This window comes from Nocardioides ureilyticus, assembly GCF_051280745.1.
GTDB lineage: Bacteria > Actinomycetota > Actinomycetes > Propionibacteriales > Nocardioidaceae > Nocardioides.
The window spans coordinates 148,578-174,332 of the sequence record NZ_JBNCOG010000001.1 but is presented as its reverse complement, the minus strand read 5'-3'; the positions used below and the strand labels follow the sequence as shown (position 1 = coordinate 174,332).

At 73.6% G+C, this 25,755-nt stretch carries 26 protein-coding genes; 16 read left to right on the top strand and 10 right to left on the bottom strand.

Translation table 11 applies throughout. The features are described 5' to 3' along the window. Positions 1-47: 47 nt before the first annotated feature. From ACSMHG_RS00880 to ACSMHG_RS00870, 3 genes are read left to right on the top strand one after another with little or no spacing between them, the layout of a single operon-like run. Entirely contained in the window at positions 48-2,744 is a 2,697-nt protein-coding gene (locus ACSMHG_RS00880) for a bifunctional acetate--CoA ligase family protein/GNAT family N-acetyltransferase (protein ID WP_435741440.1), read from the top strand. 60 nt (positions 2,745-2,804) lie between these two features. After that, entirely contained in the window at positions 2,805-3,392 is a 588-nt protein-coding gene (locus ACSMHG_RS00875; RefSeq protein ID WP_435741438.1) for a DUF5998 family protein, read from the top strand. A gap of 5 nt (positions 3,393-3,397) precedes the next feature. After that, a complete protein-coding gene (locus tag ACSMHG_RS00870; RefSeq protein ID WP_435741437.1) occupies positions 3,398-4,528 on the top strand; it encodes an alkaline phosphatase family protein in 1,131 nt (376 codons plus the stop codon). A 13-nt stretch (positions 4,529-4,541) separates the two neighbouring features. Here ACSMHG_RS00870 and ACSMHG_RS00865 read toward each other — a convergent pair whose 3' ends face one another. Beyond that, positions 4,542-5,195 carry a thymidine kinase gene (locus ACSMHG_RS00865; RefSeq protein WP_435741436.1) on the bottom strand — a complete coding sequence of 218 codons (654 nt, stop codon included), beginning with the start codon at positions 5,193-5,195 and terminating at the stop codon, positions 4,542-4,544. A 50-nt stretch (positions 5,196-5,245) separates the two neighbouring features. Here ACSMHG_RS00865 and ACSMHG_RS00860 point away from each other — a divergent pair, with 50 nt between their 5' ends. Beyond that, complete coding sequence (locus tag ACSMHG_RS00860) at positions 5,246-6,106, top strand: sulfurtransferase (protein WP_435741435.1); 861 nt, start codon at positions 5,246-5,248, stop codon at positions 6,104-6,106. Here the strand turns inward: ACSMHG_RS00860 and ACSMHG_RS00855 are convergent. Continuing rightward, positions 6,087-8,075, bottom strand: coding sequence for an SDR family oxidoreductase (locus ACSMHG_RS00855; protein ID WP_435741434.1), 1,989 nt, complete (start codon positions 8,073-8,075; stop codon positions 6,087-6,089). The two genes, ACSMHG_RS00860 and ACSMHG_RS00855, sit on opposite strands and share 20 nt — an antisense overlap. A 20-nt stretch (positions 8,076-8,095) precedes the next feature. Beyond that, positions 8,096-9,109: a septation protein SepH gene (sepH, locus tag ACSMHG_RS00850; protein ID WP_435741433.1), complete on the bottom strand. Its 1,014-nt coding sequence runs from the start codon at positions 9,107-9,109 to the stop codon at positions 8,096-8,098. Positions 9,110-9,218: 109 nt separating this feature from the next. Between sepH and ACSMHG_RS00845 the strand changes: the two genes are divergently transcribed. The 3 genes from ACSMHG_RS00845 (at position 9,219) to ACSMHG_RS00835 (ending at position 11,817) form a co-directional block, all read left to right on the top strand. Continuing rightward, positions 9,219-9,836, top strand: coding sequence for a trimeric intracellular cation channel family protein (locus ACSMHG_RS00845; protein WP_435741432.1), 618 nt, complete (start codon positions 9,219-9,221; stop codon positions 9,834-9,836). 116 nt (positions 9,837-9,952) lie between these two features. Further along, complete coding sequence (locus ACSMHG_RS00840) at positions 9,953-10,975, top strand: ATP-binding cassette domain-containing protein (RefSeq protein WP_435741431.1); 1,023 nt, start codon at positions 9,953-9,955, stop codon at positions 10,973-10,975. After that, positions 10,972-11,817: an ABC transporter permease gene (locus ACSMHG_RS00835; protein WP_435741430.1), complete on the top strand. Its 846-nt coding sequence runs from the start codon at positions 10,972-10,974 to the stop codon at positions 11,815-11,817. Before ACSMHG_RS00840 ends, ACSMHG_RS00835 begins: the two co-directional genes overlap by 4 nt. A gap of 18 nt (positions 11,818-11,835) precedes the next feature. Here ACSMHG_RS00835 and ACSMHG_RS00830 read toward each other — a convergent pair whose 3' ends face one another. Both ACSMHG_RS00830 and ACSMHG_RS00825 read right to left on the bottom strand, forming a co-directional pair. Then, positions 11,836-13,137 carry a D-arabinono-1,4-lactone oxidase gene (locus tag ACSMHG_RS00830; protein ID WP_435741429.1) on the bottom strand — a complete coding sequence of 434 codons (1,302 nt, stop codon included), beginning with the start codon at positions 13,135-13,137 and terminating at the stop codon, positions 11,836-11,838. A gap of 23 nt (positions 13,138-13,160) precedes the next feature. Beyond that, a complete protein-coding gene (locus ACSMHG_RS00825; protein WP_435741428.1) occupies positions 13,161-14,342 on the bottom strand; it encodes an MFS transporter in 1,182 nt (393 codons plus the stop codon). A 112-nt stretch (positions 14,343-14,454) separates the two neighbouring features. Between ACSMHG_RS00825 and ACSMHG_RS00820 the strand changes: the two genes are divergently transcribed. From ACSMHG_RS00820 to ACSMHG_RS00810, 3 genes are all read left to right on the top strand, one after another. Beyond that, positions 14,455-15,579, top strand: a complete 1,125-nt coding sequence (locus tag ACSMHG_RS00820) for a ferrochelatase (RefSeq protein WP_435741427.1) — start codon at positions 14,455-14,457, stop codon at positions 15,577-15,579. 7 nt (positions 15,580-15,586) lie between these two features. Next, positions 15,587-16,417: an inositol monophosphatase family protein gene (locus ACSMHG_RS00815; RefSeq protein WP_435741426.1), complete on the top strand. Its 831-nt coding sequence runs from the start codon at positions 15,587-15,589 to the stop codon at positions 16,415-16,417. Positions 16,418-16,563: 146 nt separating this feature from the next. Continuing rightward, a complete protein-coding gene (locus ACSMHG_RS00810) occupies positions 16,564-16,854 on the top strand; it encodes a DUF4193 domain-containing protein (RefSeq protein ID WP_435741425.1) in 291 nt (96 codons plus the stop codon). 108 nt (positions 16,855-16,962) lie between these two features. Here the strand turns inward: ACSMHG_RS00810 and ACSMHG_RS00805 are convergent, their stop codons facing one another. Further along, positions 16,963-17,253 (bottom strand): DUF4235 domain-containing protein, encoded by a 291-nt coding sequence (locus tag ACSMHG_RS00805; protein WP_435741424.1) that lies wholly within the window; start codon positions 17,251-17,253, stop codon positions 16,963-16,965. Between the two features lie 41 nt (positions 17,254-17,294). After that, complete coding sequence (locus tag ACSMHG_RS00800) at positions 17,295-17,771, bottom strand: DUF3093 domain-containing protein (protein WP_435741423.1); 477 nt, start codon at positions 17,769-17,771, stop codon at positions 17,295-17,297. Positions 17,772-17,843: 72 nt separating this feature from the next. Between ACSMHG_RS00800 and dut the strand changes: the two genes are divergently transcribed. The 4 genes from dut to ACSMHG_RS00780 are packed head-to-tail and all read left to right on the top strand — an operon-like array spanning position 17,844 to position 19,996. Continuing rightward, positions 17,844-18,296, top strand: a complete 453-nt coding sequence (gene dut, locus ACSMHG_RS00795) for a dUTP diphosphatase (protein ID WP_435741422.1) — start codon at positions 17,844-17,846, stop codon at positions 18,294-18,296. A gap of 34 nt (positions 18,297-18,330) precedes the next feature. Then, a complete protein-coding gene (locus tag ACSMHG_RS00790; RefSeq protein ID WP_435741421.1) occupies positions 18,331-18,951 on the top strand; it encodes a DUF3710 domain-containing protein in 621 nt (206 codons plus the stop codon). After that, positions 18,948-19,301, top strand: a complete 354-nt coding sequence (locus ACSMHG_RS00785; protein WP_435741420.1) for an OB-fold nucleic acid binding domain-containing protein — start codon at positions 18,948-18,950, stop codon at positions 19,299-19,301. Before ACSMHG_RS00790 ends, ACSMHG_RS00785 begins: the two co-directional genes overlap by 4 nt. After that, the gene (locus ACSMHG_RS00780; protein WP_435741419.1) at positions 19,298-19,996 is read left to right on the top strand and encodes a DUF3159 domain-containing protein; all 699 of its coding nucleotides are present in this window, start codon (positions 19,298-19,300) and stop codon (positions 19,994-19,996) included. Before ACSMHG_RS00785 ends, ACSMHG_RS00780 begins: the two co-directional genes overlap by 4 nt. A gap of 36 nt (positions 19,997-20,032) precedes the next feature. On the opposite strand, the gene ACSMHG_RS00775 is transcribed toward ACSMHG_RS00780, so the two are convergent. The 3 genes from ACSMHG_RS00775 to ACSMHG_RS00765 all read right to left on the bottom strand — a co-directional run bounded on the left by ACSMHG_RS00775 (position 20,033) and on the right by ACSMHG_RS00765 (position 22,358). After that, a complete protein-coding gene (locus ACSMHG_RS00775) occupies positions 20,033-20,638 on the bottom strand; it encodes a DUF6518 family protein (RefSeq protein WP_435741417.1) in 606 nt (201 codons plus the stop codon). Positions 20,639-21,031: 393 nt separating this feature from the next. Next, positions 21,032-21,703: a potassium channel family protein gene (locus ACSMHG_RS00770; RefSeq protein WP_435741416.1), complete on the bottom strand. Its 672-nt coding sequence runs from the start codon at positions 21,701-21,703 to the stop codon at positions 21,032-21,034. A 7-nt stretch (positions 21,704-21,710) separates the two neighbouring features. Beyond that, positions 21,711-22,358 (bottom strand): potassium channel family protein, encoded by a 648-nt coding sequence (locus ACSMHG_RS00765; protein ID WP_435741539.1) that lies wholly within the window; start codon positions 22,356-22,358, stop codon positions 21,711-21,713. An 83-nt stretch (positions 22,359-22,441) separates the two neighbouring features. Here ACSMHG_RS00765 and ACSMHG_RS00760 point away from each other — a divergent pair, with 83 nt between their 5' ends. Both ACSMHG_RS00760 and ACSMHG_RS00755 read left to right on the top strand, forming a co-directional pair. Next, positions 22,442-24,478 (top strand): APC family permease, encoded by a 2,037-nt coding sequence (locus ACSMHG_RS00760; protein WP_435741415.1) that lies wholly within the window; start codon positions 22,442-22,444, stop codon positions 24,476-24,478. Further along, entirely contained in the window at positions 24,475-25,635 is a 1,161-nt protein-coding gene (locus ACSMHG_RS00755; RefSeq protein ID WP_435741414.1) for a class I SAM-dependent RNA methyltransferase, read from the top strand. Before ACSMHG_RS00760 ends, ACSMHG_RS00755 begins: the two co-directional genes overlap by 4 nt. The last annotated feature ends 120 nt before the right edge of the window (positions 25,636-25,755 follow it).

The window sequence follows — 25,755 nt, the reverse complement described above, 5'->3', positions numbered from 1 at the left end:
CCGATCCACCGGGGGCACGCCGACGGCCCGGCCGGTAGCGTGGAGCCGTGACCGCGCAGGACGCCCCGACCGCCCCCCGGCACTGGGAGGCCGACGTCCTCCTGAAGGACGGCCGGACCGCCCACATCCGCCCGATCGGGCCGGCCGACGCGGCGCTCCTGGTCGAGTTCTACGCCCGGGTCTCCGACCAGTCGAAGTACTACCGGTTCTTCTCGCCGATGCCACGGCTCTCCGAGCGGGACGTCAAGCGGTTCACCGAGGTGGACCACGTCAACCGGGTGGCGTTCGTCCTCACCCTCAGCGGGCTGATGATCGCGGTGGGCCGCTACGACGTGGTGCGGCCGGGGGAGGCGGAGGTCGCGTTCCTCGTCGAGGACCAGCACCAGGGCCGGGGCATCGCCCAGGTGCTGCTGGAGCACCTCGCCCAGGCGGGCCGCGAGCGGGGGGTCGACCGGTTCGTCGCCGAGGTGCTGCCGGACAACACCCGGATGATCCAGACCTTCCGAGACGCCGGCTACCACGTGGCGAGCGAGTACGAGGACGGCGTCCTCATGCTCGAGTTCCCGATCACGCCCACCGACACCGCGATCGGGCTGATGCAGGGCCGCGAGCACAAGGCCGAGGCCGCGTCGATCGAGAAGTTCTTCAACCCGCGCTCGGTCGCCGTCATCGGCGCCTCGCGCCGGCAGGACACCATCGGCCAGGCACTCGTGCGCCACCTCGTGACCGGCGACTTCACCGGCCGGGTCTACGTCGTGAACCCGACCGCCGCCGCGGTGTCCGGCATGCCGGCGTACAAGACCGTGCAGGACATCCCCGACGACGTCGACGTGGCGATCGTGGCGGTGCCGGCCGACGCGGTGCAGGACGTGGTCCTCGACTGCGCAGCCAAGGGCGTGCACGGCCTGGTGGTGATCTCCTCGGGCTTCGCCGAGACCGGTGAGGAGGGCCGCCAGCGCCAGCGCCGGCTGGTCGGGCTCTCCCGCTCCTACGGCCTGCGCCTGATCGGACCCAACTGCCTGGGCATCATCAACACCGACCCGTCGGTCTCGATCAACGCCTCGCTGTCGTCGGTGATGCCGCCCCGCGGCCGGGCCGGCTTCTTCTGCCAGTCCGGCGCGCTCGGCTCCGCGATCCTGGAGAAGGTGCAGAACCGCGGCCTGGGCCTGTCGACGTTCGTGAGCGCGGGCAACCGCGCCGACGTCTCTGGCAACGACCTCCTGCAGTACTGGGAGGAGGACGACTCGACCGAGGTGGTCCTGCTCTACCTCGAGAGCATCGGCAACCCGCGCAAGTTCTCCCGCATCGCGCGCCGGGTCTCGCTGCGCAAGCCGATCATCGCGGTCCGCTCGGGCCGGACGACCCAGGGCGTGCCGATGGGCCACACCGTGCGCCGCATCGCCGCGCCGCCGCAGGCCGTCGACGCGATGTTCCGCCAGGCGGGGGTGATCCAGGTGAACACCCTGGAGGAGATGTTCGACGTCGCCCAGCTGCTCGCGCACCAGCCGCTGCCGCGGGGGCGCCGGGTGGCCATCGTCGGCAACTCCGACGCCCTCGGGCTGCTCGCGGCCGACGCCGCCGCCGAGGTCGGCCTGGTGGTCAACAAGTCCGTCGCGCTCGGCGCGGACGCGACCGCGGAGGACTTCGAGGACGCCCTCGACGCCGCGATCGACGACCCGGACGTCGACTCGGTCGTCGCCGTCTACATCCCGCCCCTCAACGTCTCCGGGGAGGACGTCGCCAACGTGCTCGCCGCGGTGGGGGAGCAGTCCGACAAGCCGCTGGTGTCGTCGTTCCTCGGCGCCGAGGGCGTCCCGGAGCTGCTGCGGGTGCCCGACGTCGCCGGCTCCACCGCCGGCCGCGGCTCGGTGCCGTCGTACCCCGCCGTGGAGTACGCCGTCCGCGCGCTCGCCCGCGTCGTGGAGTACGCCGTGTGGCTGCGCACTCCCGACTCCCCGCCGCGGGTCGGCGACGAGCTCGACCCCGGCACCGCCCGGGCGGTGGTCAACCGGGCGCTCATCGACCACCCCGGGGGCGTCGACCTCAGCCAGGACACGCTGCGCGAGCTGCTCGCCTGCTACGGGATCGAGCTGTGGAGCTCCCGGCCGGTCGCGGACCTGGCCAGCGCCCAGCGCGTCGGCGCCGAGCTCGGCTGGAACGTGGTCCTCAAGGCCACCGCCGACCACCTCCGGGAGCGCCCGGACCTGGCCCACGTCTGGCGCAACATCGACGACGAGGCCGAGATGGCCGACGCGTGGGAGACGCTGAGCGCCATCGTCACCGACCCGGCCAACGCTGGGTTCGTCGTCCAGAAGGTCGCCCAGCCCGGCGTCCCGATCACCATCCGCTCGATCGAGGACCCGCTGTTCGGGCCGGTGGTCTCCTTCGGCATCTCGGGGCCGATCAACGAGCTCCTCGCCGACCGCTCGTTCCGGATCCCGCCGCTCAACGAGCGCGACGCCGCGGCGATGGTCCGCGAGATCAAGGCCGCGCCGATGCTCTTCGGCTACCGCGGCAGCGAGGTGGTCGACGTCGCGGAGGTGGAACGCCTGATCCTGCGGGTCTCGCGGCTGCAGAACGACCTGCCGCAGGTGCGCTCGCTGGAGCTCTCCCTCGTGCTCGCGGGAGCGCACGGCGCGACGGTGCTGACCGCGTCCGCGCGGGTGGAGCCGGTCACCGACCCCCGCTCGGACTGGTTCGTGCGGCGGCTGCCGTCCCTGCCGGGCGACACCCTGCCGAGCTGAGTGCGCCGCCGGCTCTCCCGGCGCGCGGGCCGGGGCGTCGCCCGTGACACACTTCGGCCCATGCGCAGCCGCACGACCGACGACCGTGACCGGGCCACCGAGCTCCGCCGGGCCATCGACCGCACGGGCTACTACCCCGAGGTCGTGGCCGACGGGGTGGCGTCCGCGGTCGCGGGCGAGGAGGTCGTCTCCTTCTTCGTCCACCACGAGCCCACCTTCGAGCGCGACGAGGTCCGGCGGCACCTGAGCGTCGTGGTGCTCACCCCGTCCCGGCTGGTGCTCGCCCACACCGACGAGCACCCGGGCGACGACCTGCTCCCCGAGCCCTACACCTCGACCTCGACCGAGGCGGTGAGCCTCTCGGCGGTGAAGTCGGTGGTCGTCACCCGCAACATCGCCAACCCGACCTCGGGCCCCTCGCGGCCGGCGGAGGTCGTGATGACGATCGGGTGGGGCGGCGTCGCGCGGATCGACCTGGAGCCGGCGGGCTGCTCCGACGCCAGCTGCGAGGCCGACCACGGCTACACCGGCGTGCTCTCCTCCGACGACTTCTCGCTGAGGGTCTCGGCGGCCGCCGACGGCGCCGATGCGGTCGCCGGGCTGCTCTCCTTCGCGGAGTCCCTCTCCGCCGCGACCCACGGAGGCTGACCGGCGTGGGCGGCGAGCCGGCGAGCGGCTTCCTCGAGCCGGCGTACGGCGAGCGGGCGCTCTCCGACGTCGTGCCCGCGGTCGCGCAGGCGCTCGGCGTGGGGCTGGGCCCGGCGCCGACCGGGCTGGAGCTGCCCCCGGCGTCGTCGTACGTCGTGTTCCTGGTCGACGGCCTCGGCCTGCGGGTGCTGGAGCGCCACGCGCACGCCGCGCCGTACCTCTCCTCGCTGCTGGGTCGGGCACCGCTGACGGCCGGCGTCCCGTCGACGACCGCCACCAGCCTGACCTCCCTCGGCACCGGCCTCGCGCCGGGCGTGCACGGCCTGGTCGGCTTCACCTCGCGGATGCCGGGGACCGACCGGTTGCTCAACGCCCTGCTCTGGCCCAAGGACGTCGACCCGGTCGAGTGGCAGCCGCACCCGACCGCCTTCGCCCGGCTCCGCGGGTCGGGCGTGACCGTCACGGTGGTCAACAAGCGGGAGTTCGCGTCGAGCGGTCTGACGCTGGCCGGCTCGCGCGGCGCCGACTACGTCGCGGCCGACAAGGTCGGCGAGCGGATCGCCGCGGCCGTCGCCGCGTCGGTGGAGCGGCCCTCGCTGACCTACCTCTACGACGGTGACCTCGACTGGACCGGCCACCGGTACGGCGTCGCGTCCAGCCAGTGGCTGCAGCAGCTCTCCAGCATCGACTCCGAGGCCGAGCAGCTGCGCGAGGCGCTACCCGGCGACGTACGGCTGGTCGTGGTCGCCGACCACGGCATGGTCGACTGCCCGCCCGAGCACCGGCTCGACGTCGACGACCACGCCGAGCTGCGCGACGGGGTCGTCCTGCTCGGTGGCGAGGCCCGCTTCCGCCACCTGTACTGCCACGCCGGGGCTGTCGAGGACGTCGCGGCCGCCTGGTCGGCGGTGCTGGGCGACCGGGCCGAGGTGCTGACCCGCGAGCAGGCCGTGCGGCGGGGCTGGTTCGGCCCGGTCGACGCGGCGGTGCTGCCCCGGCTCGGCGACGTGCTCGTCGCCTCGACGGGCGACCACGCCGTCTTCTCCACCACCGACTTCCCCTACGAGAAGACCCTCGTGGGGCTGCACGGGTCGCTGACCGCCGACGAGATGCTCATCCCCGTCCTCGTCGACTGAGCCGTCCGGAGGCTCAGCCGAACGGCAGCGGCTCCGGGGCGAGCGAGACCGCCTTGGCCCGGGCGGCGGTGAGCCGGCGCCGGTGGTGCTGGCGGCACAGCACCTCGTAGGCCACGTCGGTCGGCGCCGCACCGGCGTCGTCGACGTCCCCGACCACGATCACGTCGCCCTCGACCACCATGGCGCCGTTCTCGGTGCGCGCGTTGTGGGTGGCGCGCTTGCCGCACCAGCACAGGGCCTCGACCTGCAGGACGTTCATCCGGTCGGCCAGCTCGACGAGCCGTTGGGAGCCGGGGAACAGGGCGGTGCGGAAGTCGGTGAGGATGCCGAACGCGAAGACGTCGACCTGGAGCTCGTCGACGACCTTGGCGAGCTGGTCGACCTGCTCCCGGGTGTAGAACTGCGCCTCGTCGCAGACCAGGTAGTCGATCCGGCCGCCGTGGGTCAGCGAGTCCACGACGTAGCGCCAGAAGTCGAAGTCCGCGCCGACCTCGATCGCCTCGTGGGTGAGGCCGAGACGGCTGGAGATCAGCGCCTGGCCCGCCCGGTCGTGCGCGGTGAAGATCCGGCCGGCGCGGCCCCGGGCGGCGTGGTTGTGGTTGGTCTGGAGCGCGAGGGTCGACTTGCCGGAGTCCATCGTCCCGGTGAAGAAGTGCAGTTCCGCCACCGGCGGATCCTCCCATGCGCCGGTCGTGCGCGCGCGGCAGGATGGTGCCCATGACCGGAGCCATGACCGGACCGCTGATCAGCGCCGAGGAGCTGCGCCGCCTGCTGGACGGGCGGCCCGGCGAGGTGACCGTGCTCGACGTCCGCTACCGCACGGGCGGGCCGCCGGGCCGGGAGGAGCACCGGCGCGGCCACGTGCCAGGCGCGGCGTACGTCGACCTGGACTCCGCCCTGGCCGGGCCGCCCGGCGAGCGGGGCCGCCACCCGCTGCCGGCTCCCGAGGCGTTCCAGGACGCCATGCGCGCCGTCGGCGTCTCCGCCGGGCGGCCGGTGGTCGTGTACGACGACTGGGCCGGCCACGCCGCGGCGCGGGCGTGGTGGCTGCTGCGCCACCACGGCCACCGGGACGTGCGGGTGCTCGACGGGGCCTGGCCGGCCTGGCTCGCCGCCGGCGGTGCGGTGGCGACGGGGGAGGAGCAGCCGGCGCCCGGCGACTTCACCGCGACGCCCGGCGCCATGCCGGTCGTGGAGGTGGACGAGGTGGCTGCGGTCGCGGGCCGCGGGGTGCTCGTCGACGCCCGTGCTCCCGAGCGGTTCCGGGGCGAGGTCGAGCCGATCGACCCGGTGGCCGGCCACGTGCCCGGCGCGGTCAACGTGCCGACCAGCACGAACCTGGGTGCCGACGGCCGGTTCCGGGACGCGGCGACGCTGCGGGCGCTCTACGCGGCCGCCGGGGTGCGCGAGGACGTCGAGGTCGCGGCGTACTGCGGGTCGGGGGTGACCGCCGCGCACGACGTGCTCGCCCTCGAGGTCGCCGGGGTGTCGGCGGCCCTGTGGCCGGGGAGCTGGAGCGAGTGGGTGGCGGACCGGTCCCGGCCGGTGGAGATCGGCCCTACCAGTGCACGCCCTTGAGCACGCGGGCCAGCAGCAGCTGCTCGGACTCCCGCCGCGCGGCACCGGCCGCGGCGTCGCCCTGGGCGGCCGCGGAGTCCGGGAACACCTGGTAGGCCAGGTTCAGGACGCGGAACGAGAGCCGCGGTGCCAGGGTGTGCGCGACCGCGCCGGCGTTGCCGAGCAGGGTGTTGATCTCGTGGGGCTTCTCGACCATCGCCCGGACGACGAGGTCCGCGGCCTGGGCCGGTGAGATGGTGGGAAACTTGTCGTAGAGCTTGGTCGGGGCGATCATCGGCGTCCGCACGAGCGGCATGTGGATGTTGGTGAAGGTGACGCCGTCGCCCACCAGCTCGCTGGAGACCACGTTGCTCCACGAGTCGAGCGCCGACTTCGAGGCGACGTAGGCGGAGAACCGCGGCGGGTTGGTCTGCACGCCGATGGAGCTGACGTTGACCACGTGGCCGCGGCGCTGCTCGCGCATGGCGGGGACCAGGCCCATGACCAGGCGGACGGCTCCGAAGTAGTTGAGCTGCATCGTGCGCTCGAAGTCGTGGAAGCGGTCGTGGGAGAGCTTCAGCGAGCGCCGGATCGACCTCCCCGCGTTGTTGACGACGTGGTCGACCGACGGCAGCGTCGCGACGAGGTCGGCGCAGAGGGCGTCGATCGCCTCGAGGTCCGACAGGTCGCACGGCCGGACGTGGGCGGTCCCGCCGTGCAGCTCGATGAGGTCCCTGGTCTCCTCGAGCTTCTCCCTGCCGCGCGCGACGAGGACAGGCACGCCACCGGCCTGGGCGACCTTGAGGGCGGTCACCCGCCCGATGCCCGAGGAGGCGCCGGTGATCACGACGTGCCTGCCCTCGAGGGCGGCGCGGGTGCGGGTGTCCGCTCCGGTGGAGGTGTCGAGGTGCTCCTCCCAGTAGGTCCACAGCCGCTCGGCGTACCCCTCGAGGTCCGGCACACCGATGCCGGAGCCGGCGAGGGCCCCCTCGGTCCGGCGGGAGTCGAAGACGGCGGGGAACGACGTGTGGGCCAGCACCTCGGCCGGGATGCCGAGCCTGCTCGTGACCGGGTCGATCACCCGCTGCACGCCGGCGTTGCCGACGATCCCCGAGAGCAGGGACGCCGGCCTGAGCATCCGCGGCAGCAGGCCGGCGCCGTCGAGGGCGGTGGTGAAGCGCGGCGCCCCGGCAGCGGTGCAGAGCACGTTGACCGCCTCGACCACCGGCTGCGGGTCCGGGTCGACCAGGTGGAACGTCTCGCCGTCGTGACCGGGCAGGTGGGCCAGGTGGTCCATCGCCGAGGCGACGTAGTCGACCGGCACCAGGTTCGTGGCGCCGAGGTCGACGCCGACCATCGGCAGCCACGCGGGCAGGCGGTCCCGCAGCGCCTTGAGGAGCGGGAAGAAGTAGTACGGCCCGTCGACCTTGTCCATCTCCCCGGTCGCGGAGTCGCCGACGACGATGGCGGGCCGGTAGACCCGCCAGGGGACGGCGGCCTCGGTGCGCACGATCCGCTCGGACTCGAACTTCGTCCGGTGGTACGGCGAGGGGAGCCCCTGGCCCTCGGCGAACATCGTCTCGTCGAAGCGGCCCCGGAAGTCGCCGGCGACCGCCACCGAGGAGACGTGGTGGAAGCAGCCGGCGCCGACGGCCGAGGCGAGCTCCAGCGCGTGGCGGGTGCCGTCGACGTTCATCGCCTGGTTCGCGGCGTCGTCGGCGGTCATGTCGTAGACCGCGGCGAGGTGGAAGAAGTGCTCGACGTCGCCGGCGTGCTCCTCGACCCACGCGGCGTCGACACCGAGCCCGGGCTCGGTCAGGTCGCCCACGACGGGGACCACGCGGTCCGAGCCCCACCGGCGCTGGAGCACCTCGAGCCGGGGCAGCGACCCGGCCCGGCAGAGGACGTGCACCTCGTCCTCGCGGTGGTCCAGCAGCTCCTCGACGAGTCGCCGTCCGATGAAGCCTGTGGCCCCGGTCACGAAGTACATGACCGGAGGCTACTGCGCCCTCAGTCCGGCTTGCCGCCGCCGAACATGATCTCGTCCCAGCTCGGCACCGAGGCGCGGCCCCGGCTCTTGCGCACCGGCCGGCGGGCCGGCGGCTCCTCGGCGGCCGGCTGCGGCTGGACCGCGTCGTCGGGCGCGGGCTCGTCTCCCGCCGGCACGGCGGGCTGCTCGGCCGTCGGTGCCTCCGGGTCGACCTCGACCTCGACCTCGTGGTGGGGCCCGGGCTCGGGCTCGGCCGAGCGGTCGCGCACCAGTTGGATGGCATCGACGCCGAGCTCGTCCGCGGGCTGGTCGTACGGCAGCTCCTGGTCGACGGGGTCGACCGTCGTCCTCCGGCGCTCGCGCGCCTGGCGCAGGTCGTCACGGGCCTGGGCAGCGGGCTCGGACGTCGGCGCGATGTCGACCGCCTCGGCGAGCGGCTCGCCGACCAGCCACCGGGCGTCGTCGTTCTCGGGCACCACGAAGTTGCCGGGCACGTCGAAGGCCAGCTCCGCCCGGCCCTGCCGCTCACGGGTCTCGTAGTCGGCGACGAGCGTCCACCGGCCGTCCTCGCGCCGCCAGGAGTCCCACTCGACGACGTCGGGGACGACGTTGAGCGCGCGCAGGCGGCCCTCGACCGCCTCGCCCAACGTCCGCGCCGAGCCGGCCGACTCGCCGGCGCGGCGGCGTACCGAGGACCGCTGCGCGCGCTGGGCCACGTGCTGGCGCTCGGCCAGCACGGGTCCGGCGAAGGCCATGATCCGCTCGACCGACGTCCCCGCGATCTCCGCGAGCCGCTCGGCGCTCTCGCCGGCACGGACCCGTGCCTGGATGTCGCGGGGTCGGAGGGTGCTCTCCATCTGCTTCTCCATTCGGCGCGACGGCTGGTCGCGCGGGGACGTGCCGCTGGCGGACTTCTCCCGCAGCGCATCGCGCAGCCGCTGGTCGATCACGACGTCGTGCTCGGTGCCGGTCTCGTCGGTCAGGAGCAGGCGCTTCCCGTCCTCGCTCACACCGGTGAGCTCGAGGTGCGCCATGGCGTGGTCCTTGCCTGTTCCTGCTGGTCGTGGATGGGTCTCCCCGCGTGCAGCCGAGGTGCGGACGAGCCTACGCCAGCGTGCCGTCACCGGCGGGTAACCTCCGAGCGTGCCGACCCTCGTCGTGCTCGACCTGGTCGGGATCTTCGTCTTCGCGGTCTCCGGTGGGCTGGTGGCGGTCCGCAAGGACCTCGACCTCTTCGGCGTCCTGGTGCTGGCCGGGACGACCGGGCTGGGCGGCGGCTTCCTCCGCGACGTGCTGATCGGCGCGACCCCGCCCGCCGCGCTGGCGGACTGGCGCTACCTGCTCGTGCCGGTCGGCGCCGGGCTGCTGACCTTCGGCTACCACCCCACGCTGGGCCGGATGGAGCGCACGGTCAACGTCTTCGACGCCTGCGGGCTCGCGGTCTTCTGCGTGGCCGGGGCGCTCAAGGCGTACGACGTCGGGCTGGGGCCGATCCCGGCCGCGCTGCTGGGGATGGTGACCGCCATCGGTGGCGGCATGGTCCGCGACCTGCTCGCCGGCCGGGTCCCCGTCGTGTTCCGCGGCGAGCTCTACGCCATCCCGGCACTCGCGGGTGCGACCGCGGTGGTCGTGGGCCTCGAGCTGGACCTGCCGCGGGTGGGTGTGGCGCTGGTCGGCGCGGCGACCTGCCTGGTGTGGCGGCTGCTGGCGATGTGGCGCGGCTGGCAGGCGCCCACCCCGGCCACGTCGGCGAGCGTGTGAGAGTCGGCCCGGGACCGATGAGTTCCCGGGCCGGCGTCGGTCTGAGGGTCCATGAGCAGACGACGTCCCCAGAAAGCGCGTGCACGCTGTCGGTGGGTGGTGGCACGGTGACGACCATGACCTCGCACCCCGACACCGCGGCAAGCACCGACCTCGCCGTCGAGACCCACGGCCTGGTCAAGACCTACGGCGACACCCGGGCCGTCGACGGCGTCGACCTGTCGATCGCCACCGGCGGGGTCTTCGCCGTGCTCGGGCCCAACGGCGCCGGTAAGACCACGACCATCCGCATGCTGGCCACGCTCGTGGTGCCCGACGGCGGCACCGCGCGGGTGCTCGGCCACGACGTCGTGCGCGAGCCCGCGGCCGTCCGCGCCCGGGTCGCCCTCACCGGCCAGTTCGCGTCCCTCGACGAGGACCTCACCGGCCTGGAGAACCTCACGCTCCTCGCCCGGCTGCACGGCCACGACCGGGCCTCGGCGAAGCGGCGTGCCCTCGAGCTGCTGGAGGCCTTCGACCTCTCGGCCGCGGCCCGCAAGCAGGTCAAGGCCTACTCCGGCGGGATGCGCCGGCGTCTCGACATCGCCGGCTCGATCGTGGTCCGCCCGGACCTGATGTTCCTCGACGAGCCCACCACCGGGCTCGACCCGCGCAGCCGCAACCAGGTGTGGGGCATCGTCCGTGCGCTCGTCGACGCCGGCACGACCATCCTTCTCACCACGCAGTACCTCGAGGAGGCCGACCAGCTGGCCGACCGGATCGCCGTCATCGACCACGGCCGGGTGATCGCGGAGGGCACGAGCGGCCAGCTGAAGGCGTCGGTCGGGTCGGGAGCGGTGCGGGTCCGGGTCGCCGACCCGGCCGACCGGGCGCCGCTCGGCGCGCTGCTGGGGCAGTACCTCGGGGCCGAGCCGGTGCTCGACTCCGACCCGGCCTCGCTCTCGCTCCGCGTCGCCGACCCGACGCGGGTCGCCGGCGCCCTGCAGCAGGCGGGCGAGCGCGGGCTGCGGATCACGGAGTACTCGCTGGGCCAGCCCAGCCTCGACGAGGTCTTCCTGGCCCTCACCGGCCGACCAGCCGAGGACCGAGCACCCTCGCCGTCCGACGACCGACCCGACCAGGAGGAGGTGCCCGCATGAGCGCCGGCACGACCACCCCCACGACCGAGCCGTCGCTGGACGCCTCCGTCGTCGCAGCCCTCGGCAGCGCCGAGCGCCCTGGGCACGCCGGCCCGGTGAGCGCGTCGCTCACCTACGGCTGGCGGGCGCTGCTCAAGATCAAGCACGTCCCCGAGCAGCTGTTCGACGTGACCATGTTCCCGATCATGTTCACGCTGATGTTCACCTACGTCTTCGGCGGGGCGGTCGCCGGCTCGCCCGGGGAGTACCTCCAGTACGCCCTGCCGGGCATCCTCACCCAGACGGTCGTCTTCATCACGATGTACACCGCCTTGACCATCAACACCGACATCGAGAAGGGCGTCTTCGACCGGTTCCGCTCGCTGCCGGTGTGGCGGCCGGCCCTGCTGGTCGGCGCGCTCCTGGGCGACACCCTGCGCTACGCGCTCGCCTCGGCCATGGTGCTCGTGGTCGGTCTGCTGATCGGCTACCGCGCGCCCGGCGGCCTGCCGGGGGTCCTCGCGGCCGTCGTGCTGCTGCTCGTCTTCTGCTTCTCGCTGAGCTGGCTGTGGCTCATCGTGGGCCTGAAGGTCCGCACCCCGAACGCCGTCATGGGCACCTCGATGATGGTGCTCTTCCCGCTGACCTTCGTCAGCTCCGTCTTCGCCCCGCCCGAGACGATGCCGGGCTGGTTGCAGGCCTTCGTCGAGGTCAACCCCGTGACCTTGCTGGTCGAGGCGGCTCGCGGACTGATGAACGGCTCGCCGGACGGCGGCGACATCCTCGTCGTGCTGGTGCTGTCCGCGGCGATCACGGCGCTCTTCGCCCCGGTCGCCCTGCGGATGTACAACCGGAAGACCTGAGGCCGCGCCGGCAGGGGGTCAGTCGCCGAGCACCGTGCGCAGGTAGTCGTTGGCGAAGACCCGGTCGGGGTCGAGCCGGTCGCGCAGGGCGAGGAAGTCGGGGAACCGCGGGTAGAGCGGGGCGAGGTCGGCCGCGGTGCAGGAGTGCAGCTTGCCCCAGTGCGGCCGGCCCCCGGCGGCGCGCAGCACCGGCTCGACGAGCGCGAAGTAGCGCCGGTGGTCGGCGTCGCGGTGGGTGTGGAAGGCGAGGTACAGCGAGTCGCGGCCGGAGCTGGTGGACAGCGGCACGTCGTCGGCAGGGGTGCTGCGGACCTCCACCGGGAAGCTGACCGTCACGTCGGAGGCGTCGATGACGCGTCGGCACTCGCGGAGCACCTCCAGGCCCACCTCGCGCGGCACGGCGTACTCCATCTCGCGGAAGACCACCCGCCGGGGCGTGGTGAACACGCGGTGGGCGACGTCGCTGTAGGTCCGCGGACCCAGGGCACGAGCAGCCACCTGGTTCACCCGCGGGATCGCGGCCGGGACGCGGTTCGCGGCAGCGGTGACCGCGCCGAAGACGGTGTTGGCCAGCAGGTCGTCGTCCAGCCAGGCACGCCACCGGGGCAGCGGTCGTGCCTGCGCCAGCGGGTCGGCGAGCCGGTCGTTGCGCTTGACCAGCGTGCGGTGGGTGTGCGGGAACCAGTACAGGTCGAGGTGGTGGCTGCTCGCCGCCATCTCGTCGTACGTCGCGAGGGCCTCGTCCCACGCCATCGGCCGCTCGTCCGCCTCCAGCAGGAACAGCGGCTCGACGCGGAACGTCACCGTCGTCAGCACGCCGAGGGCGCCCAGGCCCACCCGGGCGAGGTCGAGCACCTCGGGGTTCTCCTCCGGGGTCGCCCGGACCAGCTCGCCGGTGCCCGTGACCAGCTCCAGGCCCGCCAGCTGGCCGGCCAGCCCGCCGACGAGCCCACCGGTGCCGTGGGTGCCGGTCGACACCGCGCCGGCCAGCGTCTGCTCGGCGATGTCGCCCATGTTGTGCAGGCTCAGCCCCAGGCGCTCGAGGCCGGCGTTGAGGTCCGCCAGCCGGGTCCCGGCCAGCGCGGTCACCGTCATCGCGTCCCGGTCGACGGCGACGATGCCGGACAGGGCGTCGGGCACGAGCATGGTCTCGCCGGGCACGGCGATGCCGGTGAAGGAGTGGCTGCTGCCCGCCATCTTCACCGTGCTGCGCCGCTCCCGCGCCCGCCGGACCTCCGCCGCGACCGCGTCGGCGTCGGGGACCCGTACGACGCGGCTGGGCCGGGCGGTCTCGAGGTGCGACCAGTTCCTCCACTCCACCGGCGCAACGTACCGCGCGGGGGTCACTCCCGCCGGGGGATCGCCTGCGCCGCCAGGGCCGCCAGCAGCCCGGCGGCCAGGCTCACGAGGTACGCCGCGGAGGCGCCGTGGTGGTCGACGACGTACCCGCTCGCGGCCGCGCCGGGGGCGACGCCCGCCACCAGGCCGGTCTGCATGATCGCCATGCCCTCGGTGAGCCGGCCGGGCGGCATGGTCTGCTCGGTCAGCGACATGGTGGCGACCAGCGTCGGGGCGATGGTGACGCCCCCCGCCAGCAGCAGGACGGCCATGACCGCGACCGAGTCGGCAAGGTAGAGCGGGGCCATCGCGCAGGCCATCGCGGCCGCGCCCCAGCGGACGCGGGCCGCGGGTCCTCGGCGCCAGGTGACCGCGCCGGTGACGACGCCGGCGGTCAGGCTGCCGAGCGCCCACAGCGCGAGCAGCCCACCGGCGTACGCCTCGTTGCCCTGCTCGTCGGCGAACGCGACCGTGGTCACCTCGGCGGCGCCGAAGAGCACGCCGAGGGCGGCGCTGACCACGGCGAGCGGCACGAGCGTGCGCCAGGGGAGCGGGGGCCGGGCGCCGGTCGCCCGGTCGTGCCGGTGGGGCGGCGGTGCGGTGCGGCGCTGGGCGGCGAAGAGCAGGCTGCCACCGACCCCGGCGACGACCGCGGTGGCCAGGCCGGCCACCGGGTGCACCGTCGTGGCGAGCAGGGTGACCAGGATCGGTCCGGCGATGAAGACCGCCTCGTCCGCCACCGCCTCGAGCGCGTACGCCGTGTGCTTGTCGGCGGGCTCGCGCAGCACCCAGGCCCAGCGGGCGCGGACGCACGAGCCGATCTGCGGCAACGAGCCGCCGGCGACGGCGGCCGCGACATAGGTCAGCGCTAGGGGCTGCTCGGCCTGGATCGACCAGACCAGCACCGACATCGCCAACCCGAAGACGACGCTGGCGATCGACAGCACGCGCCCCTGCCCCGCCGCGTCGAGGAGCCGGCCCTGCACGATCGCGAGCAGAGCGTTGGCGACCATGTAGGCCGCGGAGACGGCCCCGGCGAGGCCGTAGGAGCCGGTCGAGGACTCGACGAGGAGCACGATGCCGAGACCGACCATGGAGATCGGCAGGCGCGCGACCAGACCCGTCGCCGAGAACAGGGCGGCGCCGGGCTCGGAGAGCACCCGGCGGTAGGCGGCGAACATGGGCATGGCGCGCTCAAGTTAGGGCTCGGCGGTCACGCGCAGCCAATCCCCGCGCACCCGTCGAGGGTGGCGCCGGGCGCCGGACCGGTGCGCCACCGGCCCTCCCTACGATGTGGTCATGCCGACGCCCGACCGCGCGACCGACCCCACGCCGTACGACGCCCTCCTGCTCGTGTCGTTCGGCGGCCCCGAGGGGCCGGACGACGTGGTGCCGTTCCTGGAGAACGTGACCCGGGGCCGCGGGATCCCCCGCGAGCGGCTCGAGGAGGTCGGCGAGCACTACCACCTCTTCGGCGGCCGCTCGCCGATCAACGATCAGAACCGGGAGTTCCTGGCCTCGCTGCGGGCCGACCTCGCCGAGTCCGGGGTCGACCTGCCGGTCTACTGGGGCAACCGGAACTGGGACCCGTACCTCACCGACACACTGGCGCAGATGGCCGCCGACGGTATTCAGCGGGCGGCCTGCTTCATGACCAGCGCCTACTCCTCCTGGTCCAGCTGCCGGCAGTACCGCGAGAACCTCGCGGACGCGGTGGCCCCGCTGGAGCGGGCGCCCCGGCTGGACAAGCTGCGCCACTACTTCAACCACCCCGGGTTCGTGGAGCCGGTCGTCGACGCGACCCTCGCCGCGCTCGCGGACCTGCCCGACGACGTCCGCGACGGCGCGCACCTCGCCTTCGTCACCCACTCGATCCCGACCGCGATGAACGACAGCAGCGGGCCGCCGGAGCTCGGCGGCGGGGCCTACGTCCGCCAGCACCTCGACGTCGCGGAGGTCATCACGGAACGCGTCCGGGAGGAGACCGGTCGCAGCCACGCGCACGAGCTCGTCTACTGCTCGCGGTCCGGCGCGCCGCACGTGCCGTGGCTCGAGCCGGACGTCAACGACCACCTCGAGGCGCTCCACGAGCGCCGGGTGCCGGCGGTGGTGATGGTGCCGGTGGGCTTCGTGTCCGACCACATGGAGGTCATCTACGACCTCGACACCGAGGCGATGGCGACCGCCGAGCGCCTGGGCCTGCCCGCCCGGCGGGCCGGCACGGCCGGCTCGGACCCCCGGTTCGTGCGGGCCGTCCGCGACCTGCTGCTCGAGCGGGCCGCGGTGGAGCGCGGCGAGGCGGTGGCCCGCAACGCCGTCGGTGAGATCGGGCCGATGTGGGACCGCTGCCCCGTGGGCTGCTGCGCGAACCCGAAGGGGCCGCGCCCGGCCCTCACCGGTGAGCGCGAGCCGATCGACCAGTGACGTGCCGGTGAGTCCCCAGGAGCTCCGCGAGGTCGCCCTCGACGTGGCGCGTGCGGCGGTGGTCGTCGTGCGGGAGCACGCGGAGCGCGGGGTCGGGGTCGCCGCGACGAAGAGCAGCGACGTCGACGTCGTGACCGAGGCCGACCGCGCGAGCGAGGCGCTGGTGCGCCGGCTGCTGGCCGAGCGACGGCCCGACGACGCGGTGCTGGGCGAGGAGGGCGACGACGTGCCGGGGACCAGCGGGGTCCGGTGGATCGTCGACCCGATCGACGGCACGGTGAACTTCCTCTACGGCATCCCCGAGTACGCCGTCTCCGTGGCCGCCGAGGTGGCGGGGGAGGTGGTCGCGGGTGTCGTCGTCAACGCCGTGACGGGCACCGAGTACGGCGCGCACGTCGCCGCCGACGGCACGGCGAGCGCCACCCGGGACGGTGCGCCCATCACCGTGGCGGCACCGACGCCGCTGGCCCGGCGACTGGTCGGCACGGGGTTCTCCTACGAGAGCCGGCGGCGCGCGCTGCAGGCCGAGGCGCTCGTGCAGCTGCTGCCGCGCGTGCGTGACATCCGTCGGATGGGGTCGTGCGCCCTCGACCTCTGCCACCTCGCCGAGGGCTCGCTCGATGCCTACGTCGAGGAGGGCGTGCACCTGTGGGACCACGCTGCGGGAGGGCTGGTGGCGCGGGCGGCGGGGGCCCGCACCGAGCTGCTCCGAGGGGTGGGCGGGAGCCCGCTCCTCCTGGCGGCGCCGGCGCACGGCTTCGCCGAGTTCCGCGACGCGGTGCTGGCCGCGGGGTATGCGGACACCCGGACGGATGACCCGGCGCTGGACGGGGAATAGGGCACCACCGCGGGAGGTTCACCTGCCGCACCGCCCACCGGTGTGGGCAGACGAGGACCGATGGTGCACAATCTGGCGCCGACGACGGCACGGTGCCGGGCCGGACCGGCAGGCGAGGCATCGAGGACGAGGGGAGTGAGCGACGCATGGCGACGGACTACGACGCACCGCGCAAGAACGAGGAAGACCAGTCCGAGGAGTCCATCGAGGAGCTCAAGGCTCGTCGCCACGACAAGAACTCCGGGAAGGTCGACGAGGACGAGGCGGAGGCCGCTGAGTCCTTCGAGCTCCCCGGCGCCGACCTCTCGCACGAGGAGCTCGCCGTCGAGGTGAAGCCGAAGCAGGACGACGAGTTCACCTGCATGAGCTGCTTCCTGGTCCACCACCGCAGCCAGCTGGCCGACAGCAAGAAGCTGATCTGCCGCGACTGCGTGTGACGCTGGACTGATCGAGACCGATCAGTACTGATCGAGAAGGCCCGCGACCTGGTGGTCGCGGGCCTTCGCCGTGCTCGGGATCGGTTCGCCCCCGGGGGCCTGCTCGGCCTACTGGCCGTCGGGGTGCAGGCCGGGCGGCAGGTGCCCGGTGGAGCGGGTGTAGTACGACGCGGCCCGCCGCTGCGCGAGCATCCGCGCCACGCCGACCGCCGTACCGGTCGCGTTGGCCCAGGCGACCGCCTCGCGCAGCGCCACGTCCGGGTCGGCCGGGTTCTCCGGGGGCTTGCGGCCGGTGGCGATCCGCCACGCGCGCTCGAGCCCCTTCCTCGCCATCGCGGCCGCGCCGAGCGCGGAGACCAGCGAGAAGACCGACCACACCTTGGAGGAGTCAGAAGCCATGGCGGCACAGTACCCAGCCGCCCCGCGGCCACGCGGCGGCGTCAGGCCCGCCGACCCGCCTCGCGGAGGGCGCCGATCGCGGCGGCCAGCCGCTCGGGACGACGCGTGCTGATCAGCCAGTACGGCGTGCGGTCGGCCGGGTCGGTGATCTCGACCTTGACCGAGGTCCGGACGTAGGGGCGCGTCGCGAGGTAGGCCCGCGCGTCCGCCTCCGGGCCGGCGGTGCGGCGGGTGGCCACCGCGTCGAGCACCTCGACCTCGCCGAGGTGCTCGCCCTCGATCGTGGCGCGTCCGGCGCGGAGCACGCCGTCGGCGACCTCCACCCGCCGCGAGCCGTAGGACAGCAGGAGTGCAGCCAGGACCGCCATGCCCACCACTCCCACCGCCAGCGAGAAGAGGGCTGGCGCGGCGGCATCCACGGCGAGCCAGAGCGAGACGACGAAGCCCGCGCCGAGGACCCACCAGCGGAGGGGGACCGTCAGGCGCTCGTGGTGGTCGGTGGGGCGCTGTCCGGGCACCCCACCAGCCTGCCATCCCCGCGCCCGCCCGCGCCGACGAGGGCTGCCCTCCGGGTGCTCTAGGGTCCGGGCGTGAGCGAGCTCGAGATCCCCGTGGTCCGGCTGGACCGCGACCTGCCGCTGCCGGCGTACGCGCATCGCGGCGATGCCGGCGCCGACCTGCACACGACTGTCGACCTGGTGCTGGCACCGGGGGAGCGGGCGCTGGTGCCGACGGGGATCGCCCTGGCGCTGCCGGAGGGGTACGTCGCCCTGGTGCACCCACGCTCGGGCCTGGCCGCCCGGCACGGCGTCTCCATCGTCAACGCCCCGGGGACCATCGACGCGGGCTACCGCGGGGAGGTGAAGGTGCTGCTGGTCAACCTCGACCCGATCGAGCCGGTCGCCCTGCGGCGCGGGGACCGGGTGGCGCAGCTGGTGGTCCAGCGCTTCGAGACCGCGTCGTTCGTCGAGGTGGACGTCCTCCCCTCTTCCGAACGGGGCGACGGAGGCTACGGTTCTACCGGTGGGTTCGGTCGCCCGTGACCGGCCGCCAGCAAGCCAGTCGAGGGAGTCGTTCGTGAAGTTCCGCCGCAAGTCCGCCGAGGCCGCCGCCACGGAGGAGGTGCCGTCCGACGTGGAGCCCACCGAGGCGCCGGTCGGTCCCTTCGACGTCAGCGAGCTCCCGCCGGACGACGTCGAGCGGGTCGACCTCGGGTCGCTGCTCATCGGGCCCCAGCCGGGGCGCGACCTGCGGCTGCAGGTCGACGAGCGCACCGGTCAGGTGCAGGCGGTGCTGCTGACCGCCGAGGACGGTGCGCTGGAGATGCGCGCCTTCGCCGCTCCCCGCAACGGCGACCTCTGGAGCGAGCTGCGTCCGCGGATCGCGGCCGAGATGGCGCAGCGCGGCGGCACGGCCACCGAGCGGGAGGGCCGGTTCGGCACCGAGGTGGTCTGCAACCTGCCCGTCACCCGCCCCGACGGCCAGGCCGCAACGCAGCCCTCGCGGATCATCGGCATCAACGGCAGCCGCTGGCTGCTGCGTGCGACGCTGCTCGGCCGCCCCGCGGTCGACGCCGAGGCGGGCCGGGAGTGGGAGGACGTGATCACCACCGTGGCGGTCCGGCGCGGCGAGGGTGCGCTGCCCCCGGGCGAGCCGCTTCCGGTGACCGTGCCGGAGAACGCGAGGAAGGTCCAGTGAGCCGGCTGCGGCGCAGCCTGAGCCGGTGGGCCGACTCCGAGGACCAGCACGCGCGCGACACCCGCAAGGCCCATGAGATGACGGGCTGCCAGACCGTCGACTGTGCGCCTGACCGCGAGCGGGTGCACCTGAGGGGCACGCTGCGGACGGTGACGCTGCGGCCGCGCGGCGGTGTGCCGGCGCTCGAGGCGGACCTGTACGACGGCTCGGGGACGATCACCATCGTGTGGCTGGGCCGGCGCCGGATCGCCGGCATCACCCCGGGCCGCTCGGTCGACGTGCAGGGCCGGATCGGCACGCACGACGGCACCCGGATCATGTACAACCCGCGCTACGAGCTCATGCCGTGACCACGGAGCAGGCGCCGTCCCTCGACACCGTCGAGGCCGTCGTCCGCGCCCAGCTGGCCAAGGCGCTCGGCGGCCGCCGGGGCATGGTCGAGGCTGCCGTGCCGACGATCATGTTCACGGTGCTGTGGCTGACGACGAGCCGGCTCACCCTGTCGTTGACGATCAGTGTCGCCACGGCCGTGGTGCTGCTCGTGGTGCGGCTGGTCCAGCGGAGCACGGTCCAGTTCGCGCTCAACGCGCTCTTCGGCATCGGCATCGGGTGGCTCTTCGTCCGGATGGCGGCCAGCCGGGGTGGCAGCGAGAGCGAGCAGGCCCTGGCGTACTTCCTGCCCGGGATCCTCTACAACACCGGCTACACGGTCGTGCTGGCGCTCACCTGCCTCGTCGGTTGGCCTCTGGTCGGCTTCATGGTGGGCAGCGTCACCGGTGACGCGACCGCGTGGCACGACGACCCGCAGGTGGTGCGGTTGTGCACCACGCTGACCTGGCTGCTCGTCCTCCCGTGCCTGCTGCGGGTCGTGGTCCAGGCGCCGCTGTGGCTGGCCGGGCAGGGCGGGGCGATGGACGTCGACACGGTGGTGGCGGCGTTGGGCATCTTGAAGATCGCCCTGGGCTGGCCACTCCAGCTCGCCGCGCTCGCGGGAATGGCCTGGGTGCTCGGCCGCAACCGCACCCCGGTCCGTCCGGCTGCCTGACCGCGCCGCCCGCGCGAGGCATTCGTCGTTGCGGGTTCAGTACACCGAGTTGAGGACGCCGTACCCCAGGCTCAGCACGCCGGTGGCCGCCGCGGCGCTGGCGACGACGCCTGCCGCGGCGGCGGGCGTGCGCAGCCGGACGGCCGTGAGCCCAACCACGGCGGCACCGGCCACCAGGCACAGGGTCCAGTAGACCGGGCTGGTGGTGGAGTCGACGACGGTCAGGCCGTAGATCCCGTCGGCGATCAGCACGCCCGCGAGGGCGCCCGCGCCGAGCGCCGCGTGGACGGCGCGAAGGCCCACGACCGCGGCAGCCGCTGCGCCGACGAACGGGCCGGCGATGATGCCGACCACACTCCAGAACACCGGGTCGTAGGAGAGCCCGCGCAGCTCGGAGGCGACGGTGTAGCCCAGCACCAGGGCGACGAACGACGCCACTCCGAGCGCCGCGCCCCATGGCAGTGACGGTCGCGCCGCGGCGACGAGCAGGGCGGTCAGTGCCGTCCACCCGGACGGCGAGTTGGCGAACGATGCGAGCGCGTCGGGCAGCAGGCCCTGGAGCCACGAGGTCAGACCGCCCAGCAGTAGGCTGGCGCCGACCACGGCCAGGGCGGACGAGAAGGTGCGCGGAGAGGGGTTCACGGACCAATCTTGAAGGCCGACTGCGTGCGATCGGCGCCGTTCGGACGCACGCGGTACTTGGGGCCAGGAAGTCGGTACCTGCGGAGGAGAGGACGTCTGTCACGCGAGCGACCGACTCCGCGGGCGCGCCAGCCCCCGGTCGCCATCACGGTGCAGGTCACGATCCCGGACCGCCCAGACGACGGACCCGACTCTGTCGCGGTCGTCAGCGCGCTCACCGGGCCACCGGCGGAGTGTCGACCGTCGTCGAACGTACACAACCACTCGCTCAGGATGCGTGTGCGCAGGTGGCTGTCGCCGCGAGCGTCGTTGTGCACGTTCGGCGACGCCTGCCTGCCCGCGCCCCCGGCCCGACGTGCGCTGTCCGCGGCAGATCGGGAGGCGGCTCCCCGCTCACCCGCCGTGGTTGGAGGGGGCCAGCAGCCGCTCGAGCGCGTCCTCGCCCTCGGCCGGCACGACGAACAGCAGCTCGTCGCCCGACTCCACCGGCTGCTCGGCGCTCGGCACGTAGACCTGGCCGTCGCGCAGGATCGTCACCAGCGCGCAGTTCTCCGGCAGCGGGATGAGGCCGCTGGGTTTCCCGACGTACGGCGAGTCCGCCGGCAGCGTCATCTCGACGAGGTTCGCGCCGCCCTGGCGGAAGGTGAACAGGCGCACCAGGTCGCCGACCGTCACCGCCTCCTCGACCAGCGCGGACATGATCCGCGGCGTCGAGACGTTGACGTCGACGCCCCACGCCTCGGTGAAGAGCCACTCGTTGTTGGGATGGTTGACCCGGCCGACGGTGCGGGGCACGCCGAACTCGGTCTTGGCCAGCAGCGAGGTCACCAGGTTGACCTTGTCGTCGCCGGTCGCGGCGATGACGACGTCGCAGCGGTCCAGGCGCGCCTCCTCGAGGGAGGAGAGCTCGCAGGAGTCGGCGAGCAGCCACTCGGCGTCCGGCACCCGTTCGGGCCGGATGGAGTGGGGGCTCTTGTCGATCAGCAGCACCTCGTGACCGTTGTGGATGAGCTCGCGGGCGATGGAGCGGCCGACGGCTCCAGCCCCGGCGATGGCGACACGCATGGCGTTCCTAGTCCTCTCGCGGTCCGCGCTTGACGACGGCCATCGCGTGCGCAGCGTTCTCCTCGCGCACCACCAGGTGGATCAGGTCTCCCTCCTGGATGACCGAGTCGCGCTTGGGCAGCATGCCCTCGCCGAGCCGGTCGATCCAGGCGATCCGGCTGCCGGTCTGCTCCTGGAAGTGGACGGTGCGGTGGCCCACCCACGCCTCCGGCGCCGGCACGTGGTCGACGCGGATGGTGCCGGAGGGGTCCCGGAAGTCCGGCTCGGCGCCCGCCGGCAGCAGCCGGCGCAGCACCTGGTCGGCCGTCCACTTCACGGTGGCGACGGTCGTGATCCCGAGCCGCTGGTAGACCTCCGCACGGCCGGGGTCGTAGATGCGGGCGACGACCTGTTGGATGCCGAAGGTCTCCCGCGCCACCCGCGCTGCGATGATGTTGGAGTTGTCGCCGGACGAGACGGCGGCGAACGCGTCCGCGCGGCGGATGCCGGCCTTGCCCAGGACCTCTTGGTCGAAGCCGACCCCGGCGATCTTGTCCCCGTTGAACCCCGGCCCGAGGCGGCGGAACGCGTCCGGCTCGTTGTCGATGATCGACACCGTGTGGTTCCGGTCCTCGAGGCTGCGGGCGAGGGTGGAGCCCACCCGGCCGCAGCCCATGATCACGACGTGCACGGGACGACCGTACTCCTGCGGCTCGGCGAGGGGGGCTCGACGGCCCCGGTGCCGTACCGTTCCCACCCGTGGGTGTCGGTGACGTCTCCAAGCGGATCCTGCTGGGGCGCAAGCTGCGGAGCTCGCAGATGGGCGAGACCCTTCTGTCGAAGAAGGTCGCCTTCCCCGTCTTCGCCAGCGACGCGCTCTCGTCGGTCGCCTACGCGCCCGACGAGATCTTCATCATCCTCTCGTTGGCCGGGGTGTCGGCCTACGCCTTCTCGTGGCCGGTGGCCGTCGCCGTCGCGCTGGTGATGCTCACCGTCATCGCGTCGTACCGGCAGACGGTCCACGCCTATCCCAGCGGGGGCGGCGACTACGAGGTCGCGATGGTCAACCTCGGCCCGCGTGCCGGCGTGACCGTCGGGAGCGCGCTGATCATCGACTACGTGCTCGTGGTCGCGGTGTCGCTCTCCTCGGCCGCGCAGTACGCCGCCTCCGCGATGGGTTTCCTCGCCGGCCACGAGGCGGTGGTCGCCACCGCGCTCGTCGTCTTCCTGACCCTGATGAACCTGCGCGGCGTCCGCGAGTCCGGGACGTCCTTCGCGCTGCCCGCCTACGCCTTCATGCTGGCGCTCGGGGGGATGTGCCTGGTCGGGTTCGCCCAGGCGATGGCGGGCACGCTGCCGCTCGCCGAGAGCGCCGACCTGCAGATCATCGAGGCCGACGGCTACGCCGGTGAGATCAGCACCGTCGCGCTCGTCTTCCTCGTCGCCCGTGCCTTCTCCTCCGGCTGTGCCGCGCTCACCGGCGTCGAGGCGGTCTCCAACGGCGTGCCGGCCTTCCGCCGGCCCAAGAGCCGCAACGCCGCGACGACGCTCCTGCTCCTGGGCGTGGTCGCGGTGACCCTCATGCTCGGTGTGGTCTCGCTGGCCAACGCCATGCAGGTGCGCTACGTCGACCCGCACGAGCTGGACCGGCTCGTCGACGCCGACGGCCAGCCGGTGGAGATGGACCAGCACACGCTGATCGCGCAGATCGCCGAGGGCGTGTTCGCGGCGTTCCCGCCGGGCTACTACTTCGTCATCCTCGCGACCGGCGTCATCCTGGTGTTGGCGTCGAACACCGCGTTCAACGGCTTCCCGGTGCTGGGCTCGATCCTCGCCCGCGACGGGTACGCGCCGCGGGCCCTGGGGTCGCGCGGCGACCGGCTCGCCTACAGCAACGGCATCGTCTTCCTCGCCGCACTGGCCATCGCCCTGGTCGTCGCCTTCGACGCCGAGGTGACCCGGCTGATCCAGCTCTACATCGTCGGCGTCTTCGTCAGCTTCACCCTCAGCCAGCTCGGCATGGTCCGGCACTGGACGCGGCTGCTGCGCTCGGAGGGCGACCCTGCGACGCGGCGCCGGATGCAGCGCTCGCGCGCGATCAACGGCTTCGGCCTCGGCCTCACCGCCGCGGTGCTGGTCATCATCGTGGTCACGAAGTTCCTCGCCGGCGCGTGGATCACGATCCTGGCGCTTGCGGCCTTCTACGTCGTGATGCGCGCGATCCGGGGGCACTACGACAAGGTCGCGCTGGAGCTGGCCGCGGACGAGGAGGACAAGGTCCTCCCGACGCGTGTCCACGCCATCTTGCTGGTCTCCAAGCTGCACAAGCCGACGCTGCGGGCGCTGGCCTTCGCGAAGGCGACCCGCCCGAACGTCCTCGAGGCCATCTACGTCGACGTGGACCCCGCCGCGACGCAGCGCCTGCTGGAGGAGTGGGACGAGCGGCGCCTCGACGTGCCGCTCAAGGTGCTGCACTCGCCGTACCGGGAGCTGATCCGCCCGTTCCTGCAGTACATCGCCGAGATCCGCCGCGCGAACCCGCGCGGTGTCGTGGCGGTCTACATCCCCGAGTACGTCGTGGGCCACTGGTGGGAGCAGCTGCTCCACAACCAGACGGCGCTGCGGCTCAAGGGCCGGCTGCTCTTCACCCCGGGTGTCATGGTGACCTCCGTGCCCTACCAGCTGCGCTCCTCCGAGGTGGCCCGCGAGCGCGTCGAGAACGAGGAGCTGCGGGTGCGCGCCGGCGACCTCCGCAGCGGGCGGGTCGGCAAGCGCGGCCGCCCGGGTGGCCGATGAGCCGGCAGCCGCGTCAGCGCAAGGCGCGCGGCGCGTCGGTGGTCGGCCGCCGGTTCGAGGCGGTCGTGGGCCCGGTCGCCCACGGGGGGCACTGCATCGTCCGGGTGGTGAGCGATCCGTCGGTCGAGCCCGTCGAGACCCGGGTCGTCTTCACCCGCCACGGGATCCCGGGGGAGCGGGTGGTCCTCGAGCTCACCGAGGGCACCGAGGGCGACCGGTTCTGGCGCGGCGACGTGGTCGAGGTGCTCGAGGCCTCCCCGGACCGGGTGGTTCCTCCGTGCCCGTTCGCGGGGCCCGGGCTGTGCGGTGGCTGCGACTTCCAGCACGTCGACCTGGCTCGCCAGCGCGAGCTGAAGGCCGACGTGGTGCGCGAGCAGCTGCAGCGGCTGGCCGGGGTGGAGGGCGAGGCCCTGGCCGGCTTCGAGGTCGAGCCGGTCGCCGGGGACCTGCCCGAGCAGCTGGCCGGCCTGCGCTGGCGCACCCGGCAGCGCTACGTCCGCCTGCCCGACGGTGCGCTCGCGATGCGACGGCACCGCTCCCGTGACGTCGTGGTCATCGACGACTGCCGCATCGCCCACCCCGAGGCGCGCGAGCCGGCGCCGGGCGTGCGGACCGAGCGGGTCGGCGACCGGGAGTTCGCCGTGGCGTCCGACGGCTTCTGGCAGGTGCACCCCGGGGCGCCGCGAGTCCTGACGGACGCGGTGCTCTCCTTCCTCGAGCCGCGTGCGGGCGAGTCGGTGCTGGACCTCTACGCGGGCGTGGGGCTCTTCGCCGGCTTCCTCTCCGAGGTGGTCGGTCCGCAGGGCCGGGTCGTCGCCGTCGAGGGGGAGCCGGCCGCCGCCCGCCACGCGGCCCACAACTGCCCGGGGGTCGACGTGCACACCGGCTCGGTGGCCGAGGTGCTGGACGCCGGCGTCCACGGATCGTGGGACCTCGTCGTGCTGGACCCGCCCCGGGAGGGCGCGCGGCGGCCGGTCGTCGAGCAGGTGGTGGCGCGCACGCCCCGAGCGGTCGCGTACGTCGCCTGCGACCCGGCCGCGCTGGCCCGCGACGTCGCGATCTTCGCCGAGCACGGCTACCGGCTCGAGCGCCTGCGGGCCTTCGACCTCTTCCCGATGACCCACCACGTGGAGTGCGTCGCGCTGCTCACGCGGTGAGCGCCCCGGCCGTGGTGCCGGAATTCCTCGACGTCATGTATCTTGATATCAAGAGACATTGCCGATCCGCCGGACCGAGCCCGGCTTAGGGAAGCCTTCCTTCCGTCGGCCACCGCCCCA